General features: G+C 43.9%; 16 protein-coding genes. 8 read left to right on the top strand and 8 right to left on the bottom strand.

Annotated features, from left to right (window positions below; genetic code table 11):
* Window positions 1-73 precede the first annotated feature (73 nt).
* The 6 genes from AC0L13_RS00505 to AC0L13_RS00480 all read left to right on the top strand — a co-directional run bounded on the left by AC0L13_RS00505 (window position 74) and on the right by AC0L13_RS00480 (window position 5,372).
* A complete protein-coding gene (locus AC0L13_RS00505) occupies window positions 74-604 on the top strand; it encodes an RNA polymerase sigma factor (protein ID WP_473642867.1) in 531 nt (176 codons plus the stop codon).
* The gene (locus AC0L13_RS00500) at window positions 601-1,335 is read left to right on the top strand and encodes a hypothetical protein (protein WP_473642865.1); all 735 of its coding nucleotides are present in this window, start codon (window positions 601-603) and stop codon (window positions 1,333-1,335) included. The genes AC0L13_RS00505 and AC0L13_RS00500 overlap by 4 nt, the downstream gene beginning before the upstream one ends.
* A 132-nt stretch (window positions 1,336-1,467) precedes the next feature.
* Window positions 1,468-1,827, top strand: coding sequence for a hypothetical protein (locus AC0L13_RS00495; RefSeq protein WP_473642863.1), 360 nt, complete (start codon window positions 1,468-1,470; stop codon window positions 1,825-1,827).
* A gap of 269 nt (window positions 1,828-2,096) precedes the next feature.
* On the top strand, window positions 2,097-3,287 hold the full coding sequence (locus AC0L13_RS00490) for an alanyl-tRNA editing protein (protein ID WP_473642861.1): 1,191 nt from the start codon (window positions 2,097-2,099) through the stop codon (window positions 3,285-3,287).
* A 152-nt stretch (window positions 3,288-3,439) separates the two neighbouring features.
* Window positions 3,440-4,657, top strand: coding sequence for a glycosyltransferase (locus AC0L13_RS00485; RefSeq protein WP_473642859.1), 1,218 nt, complete (start codon window positions 3,440-3,442; stop codon window positions 4,655-4,657).
* Window positions 4,626-5,372 carry an HAD-IIB family hydrolase gene (locus AC0L13_RS00480; protein WP_473642857.1) on the top strand — a complete coding sequence of 249 codons (747 nt, stop codon included), beginning with the start codon at window positions 4,626-4,628 and terminating at the stop codon, window positions 5,370-5,372. Before AC0L13_RS00485 ends, AC0L13_RS00480 begins: the two co-directional genes overlap by 32 nt.
* Window positions 5,373-5,599: 227 nt before the next feature.
* Here AC0L13_RS00480 and proS read toward each other — a convergent pair whose 3' ends face one another.
* Window positions 5,600-7,057: a proline--tRNA ligase gene (gene proS / locus AC0L13_RS00475; RefSeq protein WP_473646791.1), complete on the bottom strand. Its 1,458-nt coding sequence runs from the start codon at window positions 7,055-7,057 to the stop codon at window positions 5,600-5,602.
* Window positions 7,058-7,422: 365 nt separating this feature from the next.
* On the opposite strand from proS, the gene AC0L13_RS00470 reads away from it, so the two are divergent.
* On the top strand, window positions 7,423-7,761 hold the full coding sequence (locus tag AC0L13_RS00470) for a zinc ribbon domain-containing protein YjdM (protein WP_440498563.1): 339 nt from the start codon (window positions 7,423-7,425) through the stop codon (window positions 7,759-7,761).
* Between the two features lie 234 nt (window positions 7,762-7,995).
* Here AC0L13_RS00470 and AC0L13_RS00465 read toward each other — a convergent pair whose 3' ends face one another.
* Both AC0L13_RS00465 and AC0L13_RS00460 read right to left on the bottom strand, forming a co-directional pair.
* Window positions 7,996-9,672, bottom strand: coding sequence for a methyl-accepting chemotaxis protein (locus AC0L13_RS00465; protein ID WP_473642855.1), 1,677 nt, complete (start codon window positions 9,670-9,672; stop codon window positions 7,996-7,998).
* A 150-nt stretch (window positions 9,673-9,822) separates the two neighbouring features.
* Entirely contained in the window at window positions 9,823-10,671 is an 849-nt protein-coding gene (locus tag AC0L13_RS00460) for a cytochrome c oxidase assembly protein (RefSeq protein ID WP_473642853.1), read from the bottom strand.
* Between the two features lie 160 nt (window positions 10,672-10,831).
* On the opposite strand from AC0L13_RS00460, the gene AC0L13_RS00455 reads away from it, so the two are divergent.
* Entirely contained in the window at window positions 10,832-11,260 is a 429-nt protein-coding gene (locus AC0L13_RS00455; RefSeq protein ID WP_473642851.1) for a GatB/YqeY domain-containing protein, read from the top strand.
* A 47-nt stretch (window positions 11,261-11,307) separates the two neighbouring features.
* Here AC0L13_RS00455 and AC0L13_RS00450 read toward each other — a convergent pair whose 3' ends face one another.
* The 5 genes from AC0L13_RS00450 to AC0L13_RS00430 form a co-directional block, all read right to left on the bottom strand.
* Complete coding sequence (locus AC0L13_RS00450) at window positions 11,308-13,719, bottom strand: heavy metal translocating P-type ATPase (RefSeq protein WP_473642850.1); 2,412 nt, start codon at window positions 13,717-13,719, stop codon at window positions 11,308-11,310.
* A gap of 119 nt (window positions 13,720-13,838) precedes the next feature.
* Window positions 13,839-14,039 (bottom strand): copper chaperone CopZ, encoded by a 201-nt coding sequence (copZ, locus tag AC0L13_RS00445; RefSeq protein ID WP_473642849.1) that lies wholly within the window; start codon window positions 14,037-14,039, stop codon window positions 13,839-13,841.
* Between the two features lie 75 nt (window positions 14,040-14,114).
* Complete coding sequence (locus AC0L13_RS00440; protein ID WP_473642847.1) at window positions 14,115-14,402, bottom strand: metal-sensitive transcriptional regulator; 288 nt, start codon at window positions 14,400-14,402, stop codon at window positions 14,115-14,117.
* A gap of 102 nt (window positions 14,403-14,504) precedes the next feature.
* Window positions 14,505-14,780, bottom strand: coding sequence for a glutaredoxin family protein (locus tag AC0L13_RS00435; protein WP_473642846.1), 276 nt, complete (start codon window positions 14,778-14,780; stop codon window positions 14,505-14,507).
* A 288-nt stretch (window positions 14,781-15,068) separates the two neighbouring features.
* Complete coding sequence (locus AC0L13_RS00430; protein ID WP_473642844.1) at window positions 15,069-16,019, bottom strand: cation diffusion facilitator family transporter; 951 nt, start codon at window positions 16,017-16,019, stop codon at window positions 15,069-15,071.
* Window positions 16,020-16,031 lie beyond the last annotated feature (12 nt).

Here is a 16,031-nt window from a genome sequence, read left to right as displayed (position 1 = left end):
AAACTTTTCGGCAATACTGAGGGTATATATAGTGAGAACAACAAATTCGGTTGTTCTGAAAGGAGTGTGCCGCGTGCAGCAGGAAAAGTGGGTTCAGAAATTACGGGCAGGCGATCAGGCAGCTTTCCGTCAATTTTATGAAGCATACGCGGGTGCGGCTATCCGGACGGCGAGCGCCATTACCCGAAACCGTGAAATGGCGAAGGACGCAGTGCAGGAAACGTTCATCCGAGTATATCGCCAAATCGATAGCTTCAATCCGGCTTTGCCTTTCGACCCATGGTTTTATCGGATTTTGACAAATGAATGTCTTCGTTTACTGAAAAAAGAGTCCCCTCTTTCAAATATCGAGACACTTGAGAACGACCCTTCCCTTGCGGAGGAATCCTTCGATCAGTTGACGGAGCTTTACGATATCATTCAAGCATTGGACGATTCACACCGGATTCCGCTTATCTTGAAGTATATTAAAGGGTTTTCCGAAAAAGAGATTGCGGACATTTTAGAGTTGAATCAGAACACAGTGAAGTCGCGATTATTCAAAGGAAGGAAGCGGTTGAAAGAGCAGCTGGATTCTACTCGAGAGGAGGATATGCCGCGATGAGCAAATTTGACGAGCAGATAAAGAGGGAGCTTGAAAAACATACCGACGGAAATGTACGTGAACTGAAAGACGATATTTGGAATGAAATTAACAAGGAATTATTTGAAGGGAGACGGAAAGAAGTGAAACAGAAGAAGAGATGGATTCCCGCAGTGCTTATCGCAGCGGCTGCACTTGTCCTTGCATTCACCTTGCAGACCGAGCCCGGCTTGGCGTTAATGAAAGGTATCAAGGATATGTTCGCTCCTGAAAAGGAAATCATCCAAAGCATTGAGGGGCAGGACGAGCCGACAGAAGTCCATTTGAATGAAGGAAAAGATTCCGATTATATCATTTATGTGGATGAGTCTCGCTATAAAATGATCAAGGGAGAAGAATCCGACGTCATTACGACAATTGAACCTCTCCCTGAGAACTATCCGGAAGTGAGCATGGAAATTAAACAATATCCTTCCGACAAGCCAGAAACGCTCGTGAAGGAGATTGAGGAAAAATTGAAAGTCGATTTCCCTGATTTACGGGATATTGAAACCGTTTCGGAACCGGTGGAAGGCTTTTGGCTGCACGGCCTGACCGAATCGAAGTGGGATGGAAAGGTCATCGATGTGTACGTCATCAGTAACGGCAAAGATGGGAGCTTTGTTATTACCGAGAAGTATTTCCTTGAAGCAGCGGAAGGTCACGGCGCAAGGTTTTATCATATGTTGCAGAGCTTTGAAATTATCGAATGAACGGAAGCGTAGAGGGGGAGCCTATACTCCCCCTTTTTTAGTTTAGGTATAAAAGTAGATTCGCCACCTTTTATGCATATGTTATAAGAATATAGGGTATAGATTGATAAGAGGAGTGTAAGGAGGTTACACATGGACATTTTTATGATCGTCATCGATACGCTAATCGTTGTACTATATATAACGCTAATTGCATTCATCACACCATTTACAATGAGATATTTTAAAAGAAAGAAATTCGACATTTTCATTCAACTATTGCCTATCTGCTTTATTGTTTTTGTAAGCAGCATCGTGATCTCCATCGGACTAGGCGGATTCAAAGAGATGCTATTCTTTCAGATAACGAGCATTGTTTCATTGGTTCTATTAGGGTTCCTATTGTTCCTGACCTTAGCGATGAGAGCGCTATGGAAAGACAAATACGATTTATTAGTAGAAAGGATCCTTTCCTTTCGTGAAAAAAATGAACGGAGCTTCTCACTGAAATAAGTGGGAAGCCCAGAGTGTAGACAAAGTCGATCTTTGACTTTGTCTACACTCTTTTTAAGCAAGAAGCAATGGGCAGGAATTTCCTCAGCCTGATTGAAAACGCTTGTCAGCCTAGGCGCGAAGTCGAGAGAAGACGCGAATAGAACTAAAGTTCATGAGCGGACGAGCGAGACGAGCAACAACGGATGCGAGCGTTTGTCAACAGGCTGAAGCCTTTTTCTATTTGTTGTACACTACTTATAAAACTATTCACGCTAGGAGACGGTACTATGTTAAAGGATCGTTTGTACTATCAAAATGCCTATAAAAAGACTTTTACTGCACGCATCGTCAAAAACGGAGTGGATCTAGAGGGGCGTCCATATATCGTATTGAGCAATACTGCATTTTATCCGACGGGTGGAGGACAGCCGCATGATACAGGTACTATAGATGGAATTCGTGTGATCGATGTTGAAGAGGTGGACGGTGAGATCTGCCACTTCCTTGAAGAGGAGCTTCATTCCAAAAAAGATGTGGAAGGAGCTATCGATTGGGAGCGCCGTTTGGATCATATGCAGCAGCATACAGGACAACATATTTTGACAGCGGCTTTTGTACGGCTATTCGGATTCCAGACCGTCAGTTTTCATCTAGGCAAAGAGCTTGTTTCAATTGATTTGGACACAGAAAACGTAACAACGGAGCAATTAGCTGCCGTGGAAAAACTTGCGAACGATATCATTTTGGAGAACCGTCCGATTGAAACAAAATGGGTGACGGAGGACGAGCTTTCGGAGTTTTCATTACGGAAGCAATTGTCCGTAACTGATGAAATTAGGCTCGTTATTATACCGGATTTTGATACGAACGGCTGCGGAGGGACCCACCCATCCTCTACTGGGCAAATAGGATTACTGAAAATACTTTCCACTGAAAAACAGAGGCGGAAAGTCCGCGTTCACTTCGTTTGCGGCGGCAGGGTATTGCAGCAGCTACATCGTAAGCATGAGGAGTTGACTGCCGCCTCCAAGCTGCTGAGTGCGCCTGAAGATGGCGTCAGCAATTCGATTGAACGACTTTTAGCTTCTCATTATTCATTGGAAAAATCATTGGAACAGGCTAAGGAAGATTTGCTTACTTTCGAGGCGAAACATCTATTGGGCAATAGGAACGGCAATATATTAAGAGCTTCATTCACTGATAGAACCGTGCAGGAACTGCAAAAATTGGCAAGAATCATTGCAGCGGAAGATGATTCTGTCATCGTACTCCTCGTTGCAGAAAATGAAGATCGCCTTCAGTTCGTTGCTGCCAAGGGTGCATCTGTCGGTCCTAGCATGAAACAAGTCTCCGCATCGGCTTTGCCCCATCTCAATGGGAAAGGCGGCGGAAATGATGCATTTGTGCAAGGCGGCGGCGAGCGAACAATGACTGCGGAAGAACTGCTGAATCTTATGGAAAATACAATTGCAAACTAATTGCTATGCAACTCCTCCCGATTTTTTAAAATGGGAGGAGTTTATTATTTTATAAAGATTACTAGCTATCTTATGTTTACTATTTAACAGTCCGGGTAGATAAAGACATTAGATACCACGATACTTCTGTTATCTTCGAAAGGGAGATTTATATGAAGAAAAAAATAGTATTCATTTCCGATCACGGCGATCCGCTTGCACCGCTCGGAGGCGAACAGGCAGGCGGACAAAATAATTACGTAAAGCAATTGGCACTGTCATTGGATAAAAAAGGACATACAGTAGATATCATTACGCATTGGGCGGATGCGGATGATCCACAGATTGAAGAATTCGGTTCACGATGCCGAGTGATCCGCGTGGCGGCCGGTGTGAAAGGCTATGTACCCAAAACCGAAATGTACGACATGCTTTTCGATTTTTATGATGAAATGCGTTCTCTCATCGACTTGACGTCTTATGACCTCGTGCACACCCACTATTGGCTATCCGGCCTGCTCGGCGCAAAAGTGGCAGAGGATTATGGCATTCCTTGGATTCACACATCCCACTCATTGGGCGTTGCGAAAGAGCAAGCTACCGGCGTTCGCGACGAAAAAAGATTGGCAGCCGAACAATTGATATTGCAGTTAGCCGACACAGTAGTCGCTACAACTGGATCTGAAAGAAAATTGATCAAAAACTTCGTTGAAGACCCTTCCCCTGTTAAAGTCATTCCGATAGGAGTAGACAAGAGCTTCAGGCCAACAATCCGAAAAGAAAAACAGCAACCTTATTTCGCATTTGCCGGAAGGCTTGAAAAGACGAAAGGAATCTACACACTGCTCAAAGCCTTCAGACTTTTAATGGAGCGGCACGACCTTCCTCCATCTACGAAGCTGGTCATTGCGGGAGGAGATCCGGATACAATCGATCTTCAAAAAAAATTGCCGACATGCCCGAAATTGAAAAAAGCGATCAATGGTCTCGAACGGCATGTAGAGTTTATCGGAGCCCGCTCCCAACGACAATTAGCTGAACTTTTCAATGAAGCAACTGCTGTCATTGTCCCTTCCACGTACGAATCATTTGGAATGGTCGCAGCAGAAGCGCAAGCGTGCGGCAGTCCTGTCATCGCCTCAAAAGTCGGCGGTTTACAGGATGTTGTCCGCCACCGGGAGACGGGACTTCATATCGAAAAGGAAAATCAAGAGCATTTGGCATTCGCGATGAAGCTTATTGCAGTCAACCGTGAATTTGCCCGTTCCCTCGGACGGCGCGCAGCTGCCTATGCACGCAGGGAATTCGATTGGGACACTGTCGCCAAGAAAATGGATGGATTGTATGAGGTGGTTATGTTTGAAAAACAAGAAGTACTTGTTAGCGACTGACTTGGATGGAACATTTGTAGGAGATGAAAAAGAGCTTGGGAGACTGCTTCGATTCTTTGACAGCTCGCCGGATGAAGTGGCACTCGTCTATGTAACGGGTAGGCATTTATCCTCCGCCCAATCCCTTATGAAGGCAGAGGGTTTGCCGACACCGGATTTGCTTATAACGGATGTTGGTACGTCTATTTATGAATCTACGGTGCTGGCGGAAGACCTTGACTGGAAGGCACGTATGCAGAAAGAATGGCAACCGGATAAAATTGTAGAAGTTGCCGCCAACTTTCCGATGCTGAAAAGGCAAGAGCTCCCCGATGATCGACGGATTTCCTTCACTGTGGAGGAAAGCTTAGGAGCAGTGGAGGAATTTAAGAAAGCTCTCGCAGACGCATCGATTGCTCATACGTTCATTTTCAGCTCAAATCGAGATATCGACGTACTACCGATAGGTGCCGGAAAAGGGAACGCTTTGGAATATGCGCTCGATCGGTATGCGATGGAGGGCGTTCAATTGCTCATTGCAGGCGATTCAGGCAATGATCGGGACATGTTGTCGCTAGGCCACCCTTCCGTCATCGTCGGCAATGCCCAACCCGAGTTGTTGGAAATGGAACCATGTGAGACTCTCTTACACGCTAATAAAAACTGCGCAGGCGGCATCCACGAAGCGTGGCTTCATTTTTATGGAGACGGAGACGGACGGAAGTCGTTCGTATGAGGTAACACCGAATCGTGGGGATACCACCGATGCGGAGCGCGTTACCACCAATTCTTCGAGCTTTACCACAGATGCGCATGAATTTAACATCCTTTGGAGGGTTTATCACCACTCAGAAGGAGTTTAAGACACTTTATCACCGCTTGACCATTTAACGGTTCCACATATCTATTAAATGGAACAAAAAGGCTGCCTCCTGAGGATGGCAGCCTAATTTATTCAACCAATCAATATGCTCTTGCAAACCAAACTGTATGCTTCGCATCTTTTCCGCAATTAATGCAAGTCGACTTTTCAGCAGGTGGATTAAATGGGATGTTGCGTGTCGTGAACTTCGTTTCTTCCTTCACTTGCTCTTCGCACACGTCATCGCCGCACCAGCCGGCAAGGATCCAACCAGGGATTTCTCCTTTTTCTGCTGAATCTGCGATATGCTTCGTCAAATCAGCAATTGTGTCGATATGCGTGTGGGAATGCTCTGCACGGAATGCGCGTGCTTTTTCAAGTAGACGCGTTTGCATCGTTTGCAATTCCTGTTCAATGCTTTCAACGATATTTGCCAAGTCAACAGCAACTTTGTCACCTTCATCACGCGCTTTCATGAGCGCTTGATTGTTTTCCAAATCACGTGGCCCTAGTTCAACACGGACCGGTACACCTTTCAGCTCCCACTCGTTGAACTTGAAGCCTGGTGACTGATCGGAATCATCTAGACGTACACGGATGCCTTTCGCTTTCAACTGTGCGAATACCTCATCCAGCTTCTCCATAATGGCAGGGTTCTTCTTCCAAGGACCGACCGGAATCAAAACAACTTGTGTCGGTGCGATGCGTGGAGGCAGTACAAGCCCTTGCTCGTCCCCGTGTACCATAATGACAGAACCGATCAAACGAGTCGAAGTTCCCCATGAAGTCGTATGGACGAATTCATGACGGTTTTCTTTATTCAAATATTTAATGTCGAACGCTTCCGCGAATTTCGTGCCTAAATAGTGGGAAGTTCCCGCTTGAACAGCTTTTCCATCTTTCATCATCGCTTCGATCGAATATGTATCGACCGCACCCGCAAAGCGCTCGGATGGCGTTTTTTGTCCATCGTAGACCGGAATCGCAAGCAATTCTTCAACAACTTCTTTATAAATATTCAACATTTGCATCGTTTCTTCGCGAGCCTCTTCTTCATCAACATGCGCAGTATGCCCTTCTTGCCATAAAAACTCAGATGTACGAATGAACGGCAATGTTTTCTTCTCCCAACGGAAAACGTTCGCCCATTGGTTAATTAACACAGGAAGGTCGCGGTAGCTCTTAATCCAATCAGAATACAAATGACCAATCATCGTTTCGGAAGTCGGACGCAATGCGAGGCGCTCTTCCAATTGCTCGCCAGCCGCTTCCGTCACCCATGGAAGTTCAGGGGAAAATCCTTCAATATGGTCCTTCTCTTTTTGGAAGAACGATTCAGGAATCAACATCGGGAAGTACGCATTGCGGTGGCCTGTTTCCTTGAAACGTCTATTCATTTCCTCTTGGATATGCTCCCAAATTTCAAAGCCATCCGGTTTAAATGCGATACATCCGCGGACAGGCGTATAATCCATTAAATCCGCCTTCTGGATCGTATCGATATACCATTTTGAAAAATCGTTTTGCTGATTACTCACTATAATTTCCTCCCTATGCATAATAAAAAGCGCAAAGCTGTCCTCATATAAGGACGTCTTTGCGCTGGATAGACGTGGTACCACCTTCATTCGGCCTAGCGACGCTAAGCCCTCGAACGTTTTGTAACGAAAACGACCCGGTCATGTTTGCATGACATCTCCGTGGTAGGGTTCAATGAAAAGCGGTGGTACGGCTCTCAGCAAGTTGCCATACTTTCTGTTTCACAATTTCCATTTACTTGGCCACATCTACGATTCCATATTGCTTATAATATAGCAAATACTTGAGATTTATACAAATACAGTTTTGTTTTCTCTTGCGGACTTGGATTAATCCTATTCTCTGCTATAGTATGATTGATACTACTGGATGGAGGAATCTCGTTATGAGCAATTTACCAAACTGCCCAAAATGTAATTCGGAATACACATATGAAGATGGAAATCTGTTCGTTTGCCCTGAATGCGCCCATGAGTGGACATTGGAATCTCAAGAGGCGGAAGCGGAAGCCGCTGTTGTCAAGGATGCGAACGGCAATGTCTTGAACGACGGCGATACAGTTACTGTCATCAAGGATCTGAAAGTGAAGGGCAGCTCAAATGTTGTCAAAATGGGAACTAAAGTGAAAAACATCAAGTTAGTCGAAGGCGATCATGACATCGATTGTAAAATTGATGGATTTGGCGCGATGCAATTGAAATCGGAGTTTGTGAAGAAGATATAAATCAATTTGCGATACGCTATTTGTGGGTCAAAGGTCACAAATTGACAATAACTTACGGGAAATGATCGATATTTGTTAGGAAATGAACGATAAATTTGTGAAATTGATCGATAACTAACGAGGAACGATCGATAACCGCTGGGAAATGATCGATAAGTTTGCGTAACTGTCAAAAACAAACAGGGCTGTCCAACATACTTTGTGGACAGCCCTCTTTATTATTGACTTGCTAGCTTACAGTTTAAATTGAAGCACATTTCGATTAAGTTCCTCAGCGTATTTCGCCAATTGCTCAGAGCTCATTGCCACTTCCTCCATCGAGCTGTTTGTTTGTTGAGTCGACGCAGATGTTTGTTCAACGCCTGCGGATGTCTCCTCTGTAATGGCGGCGATTTCTTCAACCGAGCTCCGCATTTCCTGACTGCGGGAAACCATTTCCGACAAATTGCTCGAAATCATTGTTATATGCGATGCCACTTCAGTCACAGCATCGTTAATATCATTGAACGTTTGGCTCGTCTGTGTAATTTGTTCTGTCCCTTTCTCGACTTCCCCATATCCTTCCAATAGGGATGTCGCCACAGAACTGGATTCAGATTGGATGTCGCCTACGATTTTCGTAATGTCGGTAACGGAAAGTGAAACCTGTTCTGCCAAGTTCCTTACTTCTTCAGCTACAACCGCGAAACCTTTGCCATGTTCGCCTGCTCTTGCTGCTTCGATAGCTGCATTCAGAGCCAACAAGTTCGTTTGATCGGCGATATCTTTAATGACAACAACCAATTTCGATATTTCCTGCGATTGGGCATCCAAGCCTTGGATTTTTTCTACAGAGGATTGTACGATTTTATCGATTCTACCCATTTGTTCATTGGACAGATTCATTAAGCGACGACCTTCTGACGTCATATCCAACACTTTTGTTGAAGCAACTTGAATATGTCCACCCTTTTCATCCGCCTCTTCCACACGATGAACGAACGAATCCATCAAGTCAGATAGATGGCTCGCCTGTGTCGCTTGCGACTCTGCGCCTTCCGCCAAGTCATACATTGTCATCGCGACCTGATCGGTAGCTGCTTTCACTTCTGTGGCAGATTGTGTCAACTCTTCACTTTGGGCTGATACGGATGCCGAAATGCCGTTAATTGTATTCAATAAACTACGTGTATTTTCGCTCATCTCATTTGCAGCAAGGACAAGCTGGCCTACTTCATCCTTCGATTTTGTTTTCATATTGTCGCCGCTTAAATCGCCTTTAGCCATTTCCAGCATGCGGTTCATTACCATTTTGATCGGTTTTGTTATTTGATCGGCAGTGAAAAGTGCAGCTGCGATACTTAATATGATGACTAAAATTGTTACCGCACTTACGATTTTGAACGTTAATTCCCCGCCCGCGATAATTTCCGCTTCTGCTGCATTAATATTCGCTTCATAATCTGCTGCGAGTTTTTCATAGCCTTTCATAATTTCACGAACCAACGGGGTGGAATCTTCCAGGTTTCTGAGTGCCAGCTCCTTGTTGCCTTTGTCATACTCAGCAAAAACTTCCTCAGTTATGAACGTTCTCCATTCAACTGTTTGCTCAATGAGCTTATCGAATTCATCGGTCTCCTGTATGTCACGGATGATCTTTTCATTTTTCATCCCATGCTCGCTGTACTCATTGAATCTTTCTTTAAAATCTCCTCCGTATAATACATACCCACGAGCCGTTGATATACGGTTCGCCATTGTCAACGCCATCTGTTCATGGGCAATTAATAATGGGAGCTCCTTTTCCACAATATTTCTCGCTTCATTATTACTTTTTATCACTACTGAAATATTATAACTGCCATACATAAGCACTAATAAAATCACTAATGAAAAAGAGAACAACAATTTTCTTTTTATTGTCTTAAACATACTTTACATCTCCTATTAATATTTTATATCCCTCTACACGCACGTTTAGTAATATCGGTTAGATTGACCGATTATAAAATAATTAATTAATAAAAATAGCAAGCCTCTTCCGAATAAACCGGTGTGAGGCTTGCTGAATTAAGATATTGATTATGTCAGCTTATAACTTTCATTCTTCTTAGATTTCAATGAAGGGGCAGCTATTTTATTCTGCAGCGAAAGTGTCACGACCAATCCAAGCTTATGCAGCCCCATCATGACGATTCCTGCCATGAACTGATCATATTTCGTATTGAATGGAGGCGGAAGCACGGTAATAGCATTTGATGTACCTGGCATACAAAGATGAGCGGTCAGTTGTGCAAATAAAGGATTTTCTATCCCCCCAATAAAGGCGGCCACTATGAAAAAGAGACACGCTGGCATTAACACATACCCACTTTTCATTGCATACCGCTTCATCTCTTGTCTGCATAGCCGTCGCTTAGAATCCGGTGAGGCGATAGGCGACCACATGATGAAAGAGAGAAAAAATAAAATAGTTATATATCCATTTTGCAAAAGTGAAGTTGTTGAAAGAAGGGTGAGGATGAAAGGCAAATGGTATAGGAGTAATAACACTGCAAATATATAGAGAGCTATTTTTGGAGGGAACTTACATTTTTTTATCCACCGTGGCTTCGGAATGTCGATTGCTTTCATGAAGAGGCTCTCAGGAATGCCTAGCAAAAGAAGGGGCGGAATGATGAAGTAAAGAATGCTCATCTGAATCATATGCAAACTGAACGAGAAGTGACTAATGACAGCAAACGGGCTGCCGATCGTAAAGTAAAACAGGAATAAGCCGAGAAAAAAAAGAAAGACCTGTTTATTATCCAATTCCGCTTTCGAATAACGTTGCATCAAAAATAGATAACAACAGGCTAAACAAACAAGAACGGCCAGTAATGAAAAATTCCATGGCGAATGACCATCGAGAAATAGTCTAATATCCAGCACGACTTGCCTCCTTTTTTCTTGCCATAAGTTCATTGTATGTTTTTCCGGAGGGATTAACACTGTCACTTCAGTTGCTTATCGGGAGTGCGTTATTTATAATTATTAAACAAAATCGAATGGGTTGAATGCATTCGATGAATGGAAAGAGGCGATTTGAACAATGTTAAAAACAACTGTGTTCGAACAACTGAAGAAGGCTATGAAAGAGAAGGATGTACTTTCCAAAGGGGTGCTGACACTTCTGAAGTCCGCACTTGATATGGCTGAAAAAGAGAAGGGCTCCGCTCTGACAGAAGAAGAGGAAGTCGCAATCGTCAACCGCGAAATCAAGCAGACGAATCAAGCGTTGGAAGGTGCCGAAAAAGCGCAACGTGAAGATTTGATTGAACAGGAAAAGGCGAAATTGACATTGTTGAAATCATTCTTGCCGAAACAGTTAAGCGAGGAAGAAGTGTTGGCGCTGCTGACAGAAGCTGGAGTTGTTCAAGGAATGAATATGGGGGACGCGATGAAAATCGCAAAACCACTCCTTGCCGGCAAAACGGACGGTGCGACAATGTCCAAAGCCGTGAAGAGCCTTATTCAATAAAACACCAAAAGCCCATCCAACAGATTGGATGGGCTTTACATATGCTATTACAACTTTACTCGTTGAAGTCTAAGCGCATTGAGCACAACCGATACTGAGCTGAATGCCATTGCTGCACCAGCTACCCAAGGGGCTAGAAGGCCGATTGCTGCAACAGGGATGCCGATCGTGTTGTAGAAGAAGGCGAAGAACAGGTTTTGCTTAATGTTGCGCATCGTTTTACGACTCATGATAAATGCATCGGCAACGCTATTTAGATCGCCACGCATTAACGTAATGTCTGCCGCTTCAATCGCAATATCCGTTCCTGTTCCAACAGCCATTCCGATATCTGCCATAGCAAGCGCGGGCGCGTCGTTGATGCCGTCTCCGACCATTGCAACTTTCTTCCCTTGCGCTTGCAACTCCTTGATTTTATCGCTTTTCTGGTCAGGAAGCACCTCTGCGATAATATGTGTCAAGCCTACTTGCCGCCCGATTGCTTCGGCAGTTTGCTGATTGTCTCCCGTCAACATAATGACGTCAAGACCAAGCTCTTGCATTCTTTGAATCGCCTCTTTGGACGTTTCTTTTACTGTGTCCGCAACGGCAACGACACCTGCAAGCTTCCCATCGATTGCGATAAGCATCGCCGTTTTCCCTTCGTTCTCCATTTTCTCCATTGTCGCTTCGATATTATCGAGAGCTATATTTCGGCTTCGCATTAGTTTCCGAGTACCCGCAAGCACGTGCTTGCCAGCAACTTCCGCTTCGATTCCATATCCAGGAAGCGCTTTGAAAGCATCTACTTCGATCAGTTCAACACCTTGTTCTTTGACGCCTGTTACGATCGCCTGCGCCAATGGGTGCTCAGATTGATTTTCAGCCGATGCGACCAATTGCAATACATCCTTATCTGCAAAGCCATCAACAACGATTGTATCCGTCAATGCAGGTTGACCTTTTGTAACTGTTCCCGTCTTATCCAACACAACCGTGTCGATGGAGCGTGTATTTTCAAGATGCTCGCCGCCTTTAAAGAGCAAGCCCATTTCAGCCGCTCTACCTGAACCTGCCATGATCGATGTCGGCGTCGCTAAACCTAGCGCACACGGACATGCAATGACGAGAATCGAGATAGTCGGAATAAGCGCTGATCTAAAATCGCCAGGCGTAACGGCAAAATACCAAATTAAGAATGTCAAAATCGCAATACCGACAACAATCGGTACGAAAATACCCGATATTTTATCCGCCAACCGTTGGATTTCCGCTTTGGATCCTTGCGCTTCCTCAACGACTTTAACAATTTGCGATAACGCGCTATCTCTTCCGACTTTCGTCGCCTTGATTTGCAATGATCCATTTTTATTGATTGTCGCTCCAATGACGGCATTTCCAGGTACTTTATCGACAGGAATACTTTCTCCCGTAATCATAGATTCATCGATTGCCGACTGCCCAGAAACGATTTCTCCGTCAACCGGAATTTTCTCGCCCGGTTTAACGAGAATAATGTCTCCCGCCACTACTTCTTCGATAGGAACTTCTTTTTCAACGCCATCTTTTAAGACACGCGCTGTTTTCGCTTGCAATCCAAGCAGCTTTTGAATAGCTTGACTCGTTTTTCCTTTCGCTCTCACTTCAAACAATTTACCGAGGACAATCAGTGTAATAATGACAGCGGATGCTTCAAAGTACAACTCCGGATGTCCGATACTCCCCGCAGCCCTCCATTCAAATGCTAAATATAAACTATAGAAATATGCTGCACTTGTACCGAGCGCCACTAAGACGTCCATATTGGCGCTCTTATTTCGTAATGAATTAAAGGCACCCTTGTAAAACGCTGCACCGACGATGAATTGGACAGGTGTCGCTAGAGCCAGCTGCACCCAAGGGTTCATGAGAAATTCAGGCAAGTAGAGGAACGATAAAAATTCGAAATGTGCTACCATCGTCCATAATAACGGAAGTGTTAAAATCACTGAGAAAATGAACTTCCGGTATTGCTTCTTAATTTCCTGTTCTTTATGATCCAGCTTTTCTTGGCCATCGCTTTTCGGAATCAACTCGTAGCCCATTTTCTTAACAGTTGCGATCATTTCATTCGGGCTCGTTTGACCTTGATTATAATCTACGGTAAGTGTTTCAAGCGCGAAGTTGACCGCAGCCTTTGAAACACCATCCATTTTATTAATTCGCTTTTCGATTTTCGTCGCACATGCTGCGCATGTCATGCCCGAAATATCGAACTCTGCTTTATCTTGAATGACGCCATACCCTAATTTCTCGATTCGTGCGGTAAAGTCATCAATATTCGCTTTTTCCGGGTCGAACACGATTGTCGAACTTTCCATTGCGTAGTTGACATTCGCTTTTTCCACACCTTCTATTTTTGATAACCCTTTCTCAATCCGGTTCGCACATGCTGCACATGTCATCCCGTTAATCTTCAAAGTTGTTTCTGAAGTTTCCATTTGTATCCCTCCAATACATAGTGGGGGTATATTTTTTTGAAAAAAGAAGGATTATACACTGTTGTATAATCGCTTCGGCCGCTATATACCCCCACACGGTGTAAGCGGAATGCTTTCAATCAAGCGATATCGTATCCTTGATCTTCAATCGTTTCTTTAATTTGCTCCAAAGTTACTCCGTTTTCAAACTCAACAGTAACTTCTTTAGTAGCTAAGTCTACTTTAACAGCAGAAACACCGTTTAGCTCACCGACGCTCGACTCGATTGAATTGACGCAGTGACCACAAGACATGCCTTCAACTCTTAATACTTCTTTCATGATGAAAAACCTCCTGTTTTGTTGTTAATCACAATATAATATACCCTATACCAGTATGTCAAGTCAAAAATCTCATTACTTCGTCATTGTTTTCATGACGCTCATAAGCTCTTGGATAGCCGCCTCGCCATCTTGTCCTTTAATGGCATTGACGACACAGTGGTGTGTATGGTCTTCCAATAAAGCTAATGAAACCTTGTTCATTGCAGACTGAATCGCGCTAATTTGATGTAGAATATCTACGCAATAACGGTCGTTTTCAATCATTTGATGAACGCCTCTCACTTGTCCTTCAATTCGTTTTAGTCGATTTAACATCTGTTGCTTATTCGGCTGTACAGTCTTCTTCATCGATTCTGACATATCAATCACCCCTCAGAGTTTTATAAATACCCCGTACCCCTATGGTATCACTTATAAGAAAGAAGAGCAATGATATTGTCCCAATCATTAGGAGCTAACATTCTACATTGCCAACAGCCTTTTAATCTCGTCTTCATTTCGCTCAAAACCGATCAACACTTTCGGCTTGCCCCCAAAACCTAAAAATGATTTTTTCTTAAATACAAAGGCTGGCACGACCCGAGAGCCACTAACTTTAATGAGCTCTTTCTCTTTTTCCGGTTCTATCGATAAGTCGTAACCGATATACGGAATGTTATGTGTTGCGAGAAATGCTTTTGCGTCTTGGCAATCCGAGCACGTCGGTCTTGTATAAAGCTCAAATTGAGCATTCTTCATATGTCGCCACCTCCTTATTATGAGGATGCACGTTGAAAAGAATTCATTTTACATCGATATTATATGAATAATTTCCAACCCCCTATACGCCCCCAGGGGTATATACAATACAAAAATATATACCCGTTATTCCTCTTCGTAAATCACTTCAGGTTTGAAAGATCATTTTCAAAGTGGAAAACTAGGATGACCACATCATAATATACCCCCGTATTGTATGTAAAGAAATTTGTTTCATTTTCAAAAAAATAGTGACCGTAGCATTACTGCTGCCGATCACTATTAGCTTTAATGATGGTGATGATGCCCTCCCGACGCTTCAGGTTTCACTTGGCACAAAATTGACTCGTCATGCTGATGTGCAGAAGTTTCCAATTGAATTGTTGCATGATGGATATTTTGATGCAATAAGGCATGTTCTACACTGCGCAGCAATTGCTCACTTTCCGCAATTGTCATTTGATCGTCAACGACCGCATGGCAGGAAAGTGCGTTCAGGCCGCTCGTAATGGACCAAATGTGTAGATCATGAACGCTCTGGATGCCTTCTTCATTGCGGATTGTTTGAAGTATTTCATCCAAATCAACGTTTTGAGGCACACCTTCCATTAGGACGTGCAATCCAGACTTCGATACAAAGTAACCGCTTCGTAAAACTAAGATGGCAACAATGACACTCGCTAACGGATCTGCCCATCCCCAGCCAAAAATCATTATAAGCAACGCCGCAGCGATTGCCCCGACTGAGCCCAACATATCACTTATGACATGGAGGTAAGCACCTTTCATATTCAAATTTTCTTCGACATCGCTGCCGCGCATCATAATCCACGCGACTATAATATTGACTGCCAACCCGATGCTGCTGACGATCAGCATGCCAGTCGTCGCAACTTCAGGCGGGTTTGCGAAACGGTGAATCGCTTCGTAAAAAATGAACAAAGCGATAACAATTAATGTGACGCCATTTATTACGGCGGCTAAAATCTCAAATCGCTTATAACCGAATGTCTTGCTTTTGCTCGCTGCTTTTTCACCTAGCTTAAATGCAATTAACGCAATCGCTAACGAAATTGAATCGCTTAACATATGGCCCGCATCCGCCAATAAGGCAAGACTGTTCGTCAAAAATCCACCGATCGCTTCCACAATCATGTACGTAGTAATGATCAGAAAGGAAATCAATAATACTTTTTTATTCGCGCCGTGCGTATGGTCGTGTCCGTGATCATGCCCCATTTAGATACCCCC

Source organism: Sporosarcina sp. QA0331 (assembly GCF_055808055.1).
The sequence above is the reverse complement of the archived record's forward strand: the minus strand, read 5'-3'. Positions and strand labels throughout refer to the sequence as shown.

Coding starts and splice junctions, on each gene's coding strand:
- AC0L13_RS00500 (WP_473642865.1), top strand. CDS start 601: ATGAGCAAATTTGACGAGCAGATAAAGAGGGAGCTTGAAAAACATACC.
- AC0L13_RS00495 (WP_473642863.1), top strand. CDS start 1,468: ATGGACATTTTTATGATCGTCATCGATACGCTAATCGTTGTACTATAT.
- AC0L13_RS00490 (WP_473642861.1), top strand. CDS start 2,097: ATGTTAAAGGATCGTTTGTACTATCAAAATGCCTATAAAAAGACTTTT.
- AC0L13_RS00485 (WP_473642859.1), top strand. CDS start 3,440: ATGAAGAAAAAAATAGTATTCATTTCCGATCACGGCGATCCGCTTGCA.
- proS (WP_473646791.1), bottom strand. CDS start 7,057: ATGCATAGGGAGGAAATTATAGTGAGTAATCAGCAAAACGATTTTTCA.
- AC0L13_RS00470 (WP_440498563.1), top strand. CDS start 7,423: ATGAGCAATTTACCAAACTGCCCAAAATGTAATTCGGAATACACATAT.
- AC0L13_RS00465 (WP_473642855.1), bottom strand. CDS start 9,672: ATGTTTAAGACAATAAAAAGAAAATTGTTGTTCTCTTTTTCATTAGTG.
- AC0L13_RS00455 (WP_473642851.1), top strand. CDS start 10,832: ATGTTAAAAACAACTGTGTTCGAACAACTGAAGAAGGCTATGAAAGAG.
- AC0L13_RS00450 (WP_473642850.1), bottom strand. CDS start 13,719: ATGGAAACTTCAGAAACAACTTTGAAGATTAACGGGATGACATGTGCA.
- copZ (WP_473642849.1), bottom strand. CDS start 14,039: ATGAAAGAAGTATTAAGAGTTGAAGGCATGTCTTGTGGTCACTGCGTC.
- AC0L13_RS00440 (WP_473642847.1), bottom strand. CDS start 14,402: ATGTCAGAATCGATGAAGAAGACTGTACAGCCGAATAAGCAACAGATG.
- AC0L13_RS00435 (WP_473642846.1), bottom strand. CDS start 14,780: ATGAAGAATGCTCAATTTGAGCTTTATACAAGACCGACGTGCTCGGAT.
- AC0L13_RS00430 (WP_473642844.1), bottom strand. CDS start 16,019: ATGGGGCATGATCACGGACACGACCATACGCACGGCGCGAATAAAAAA.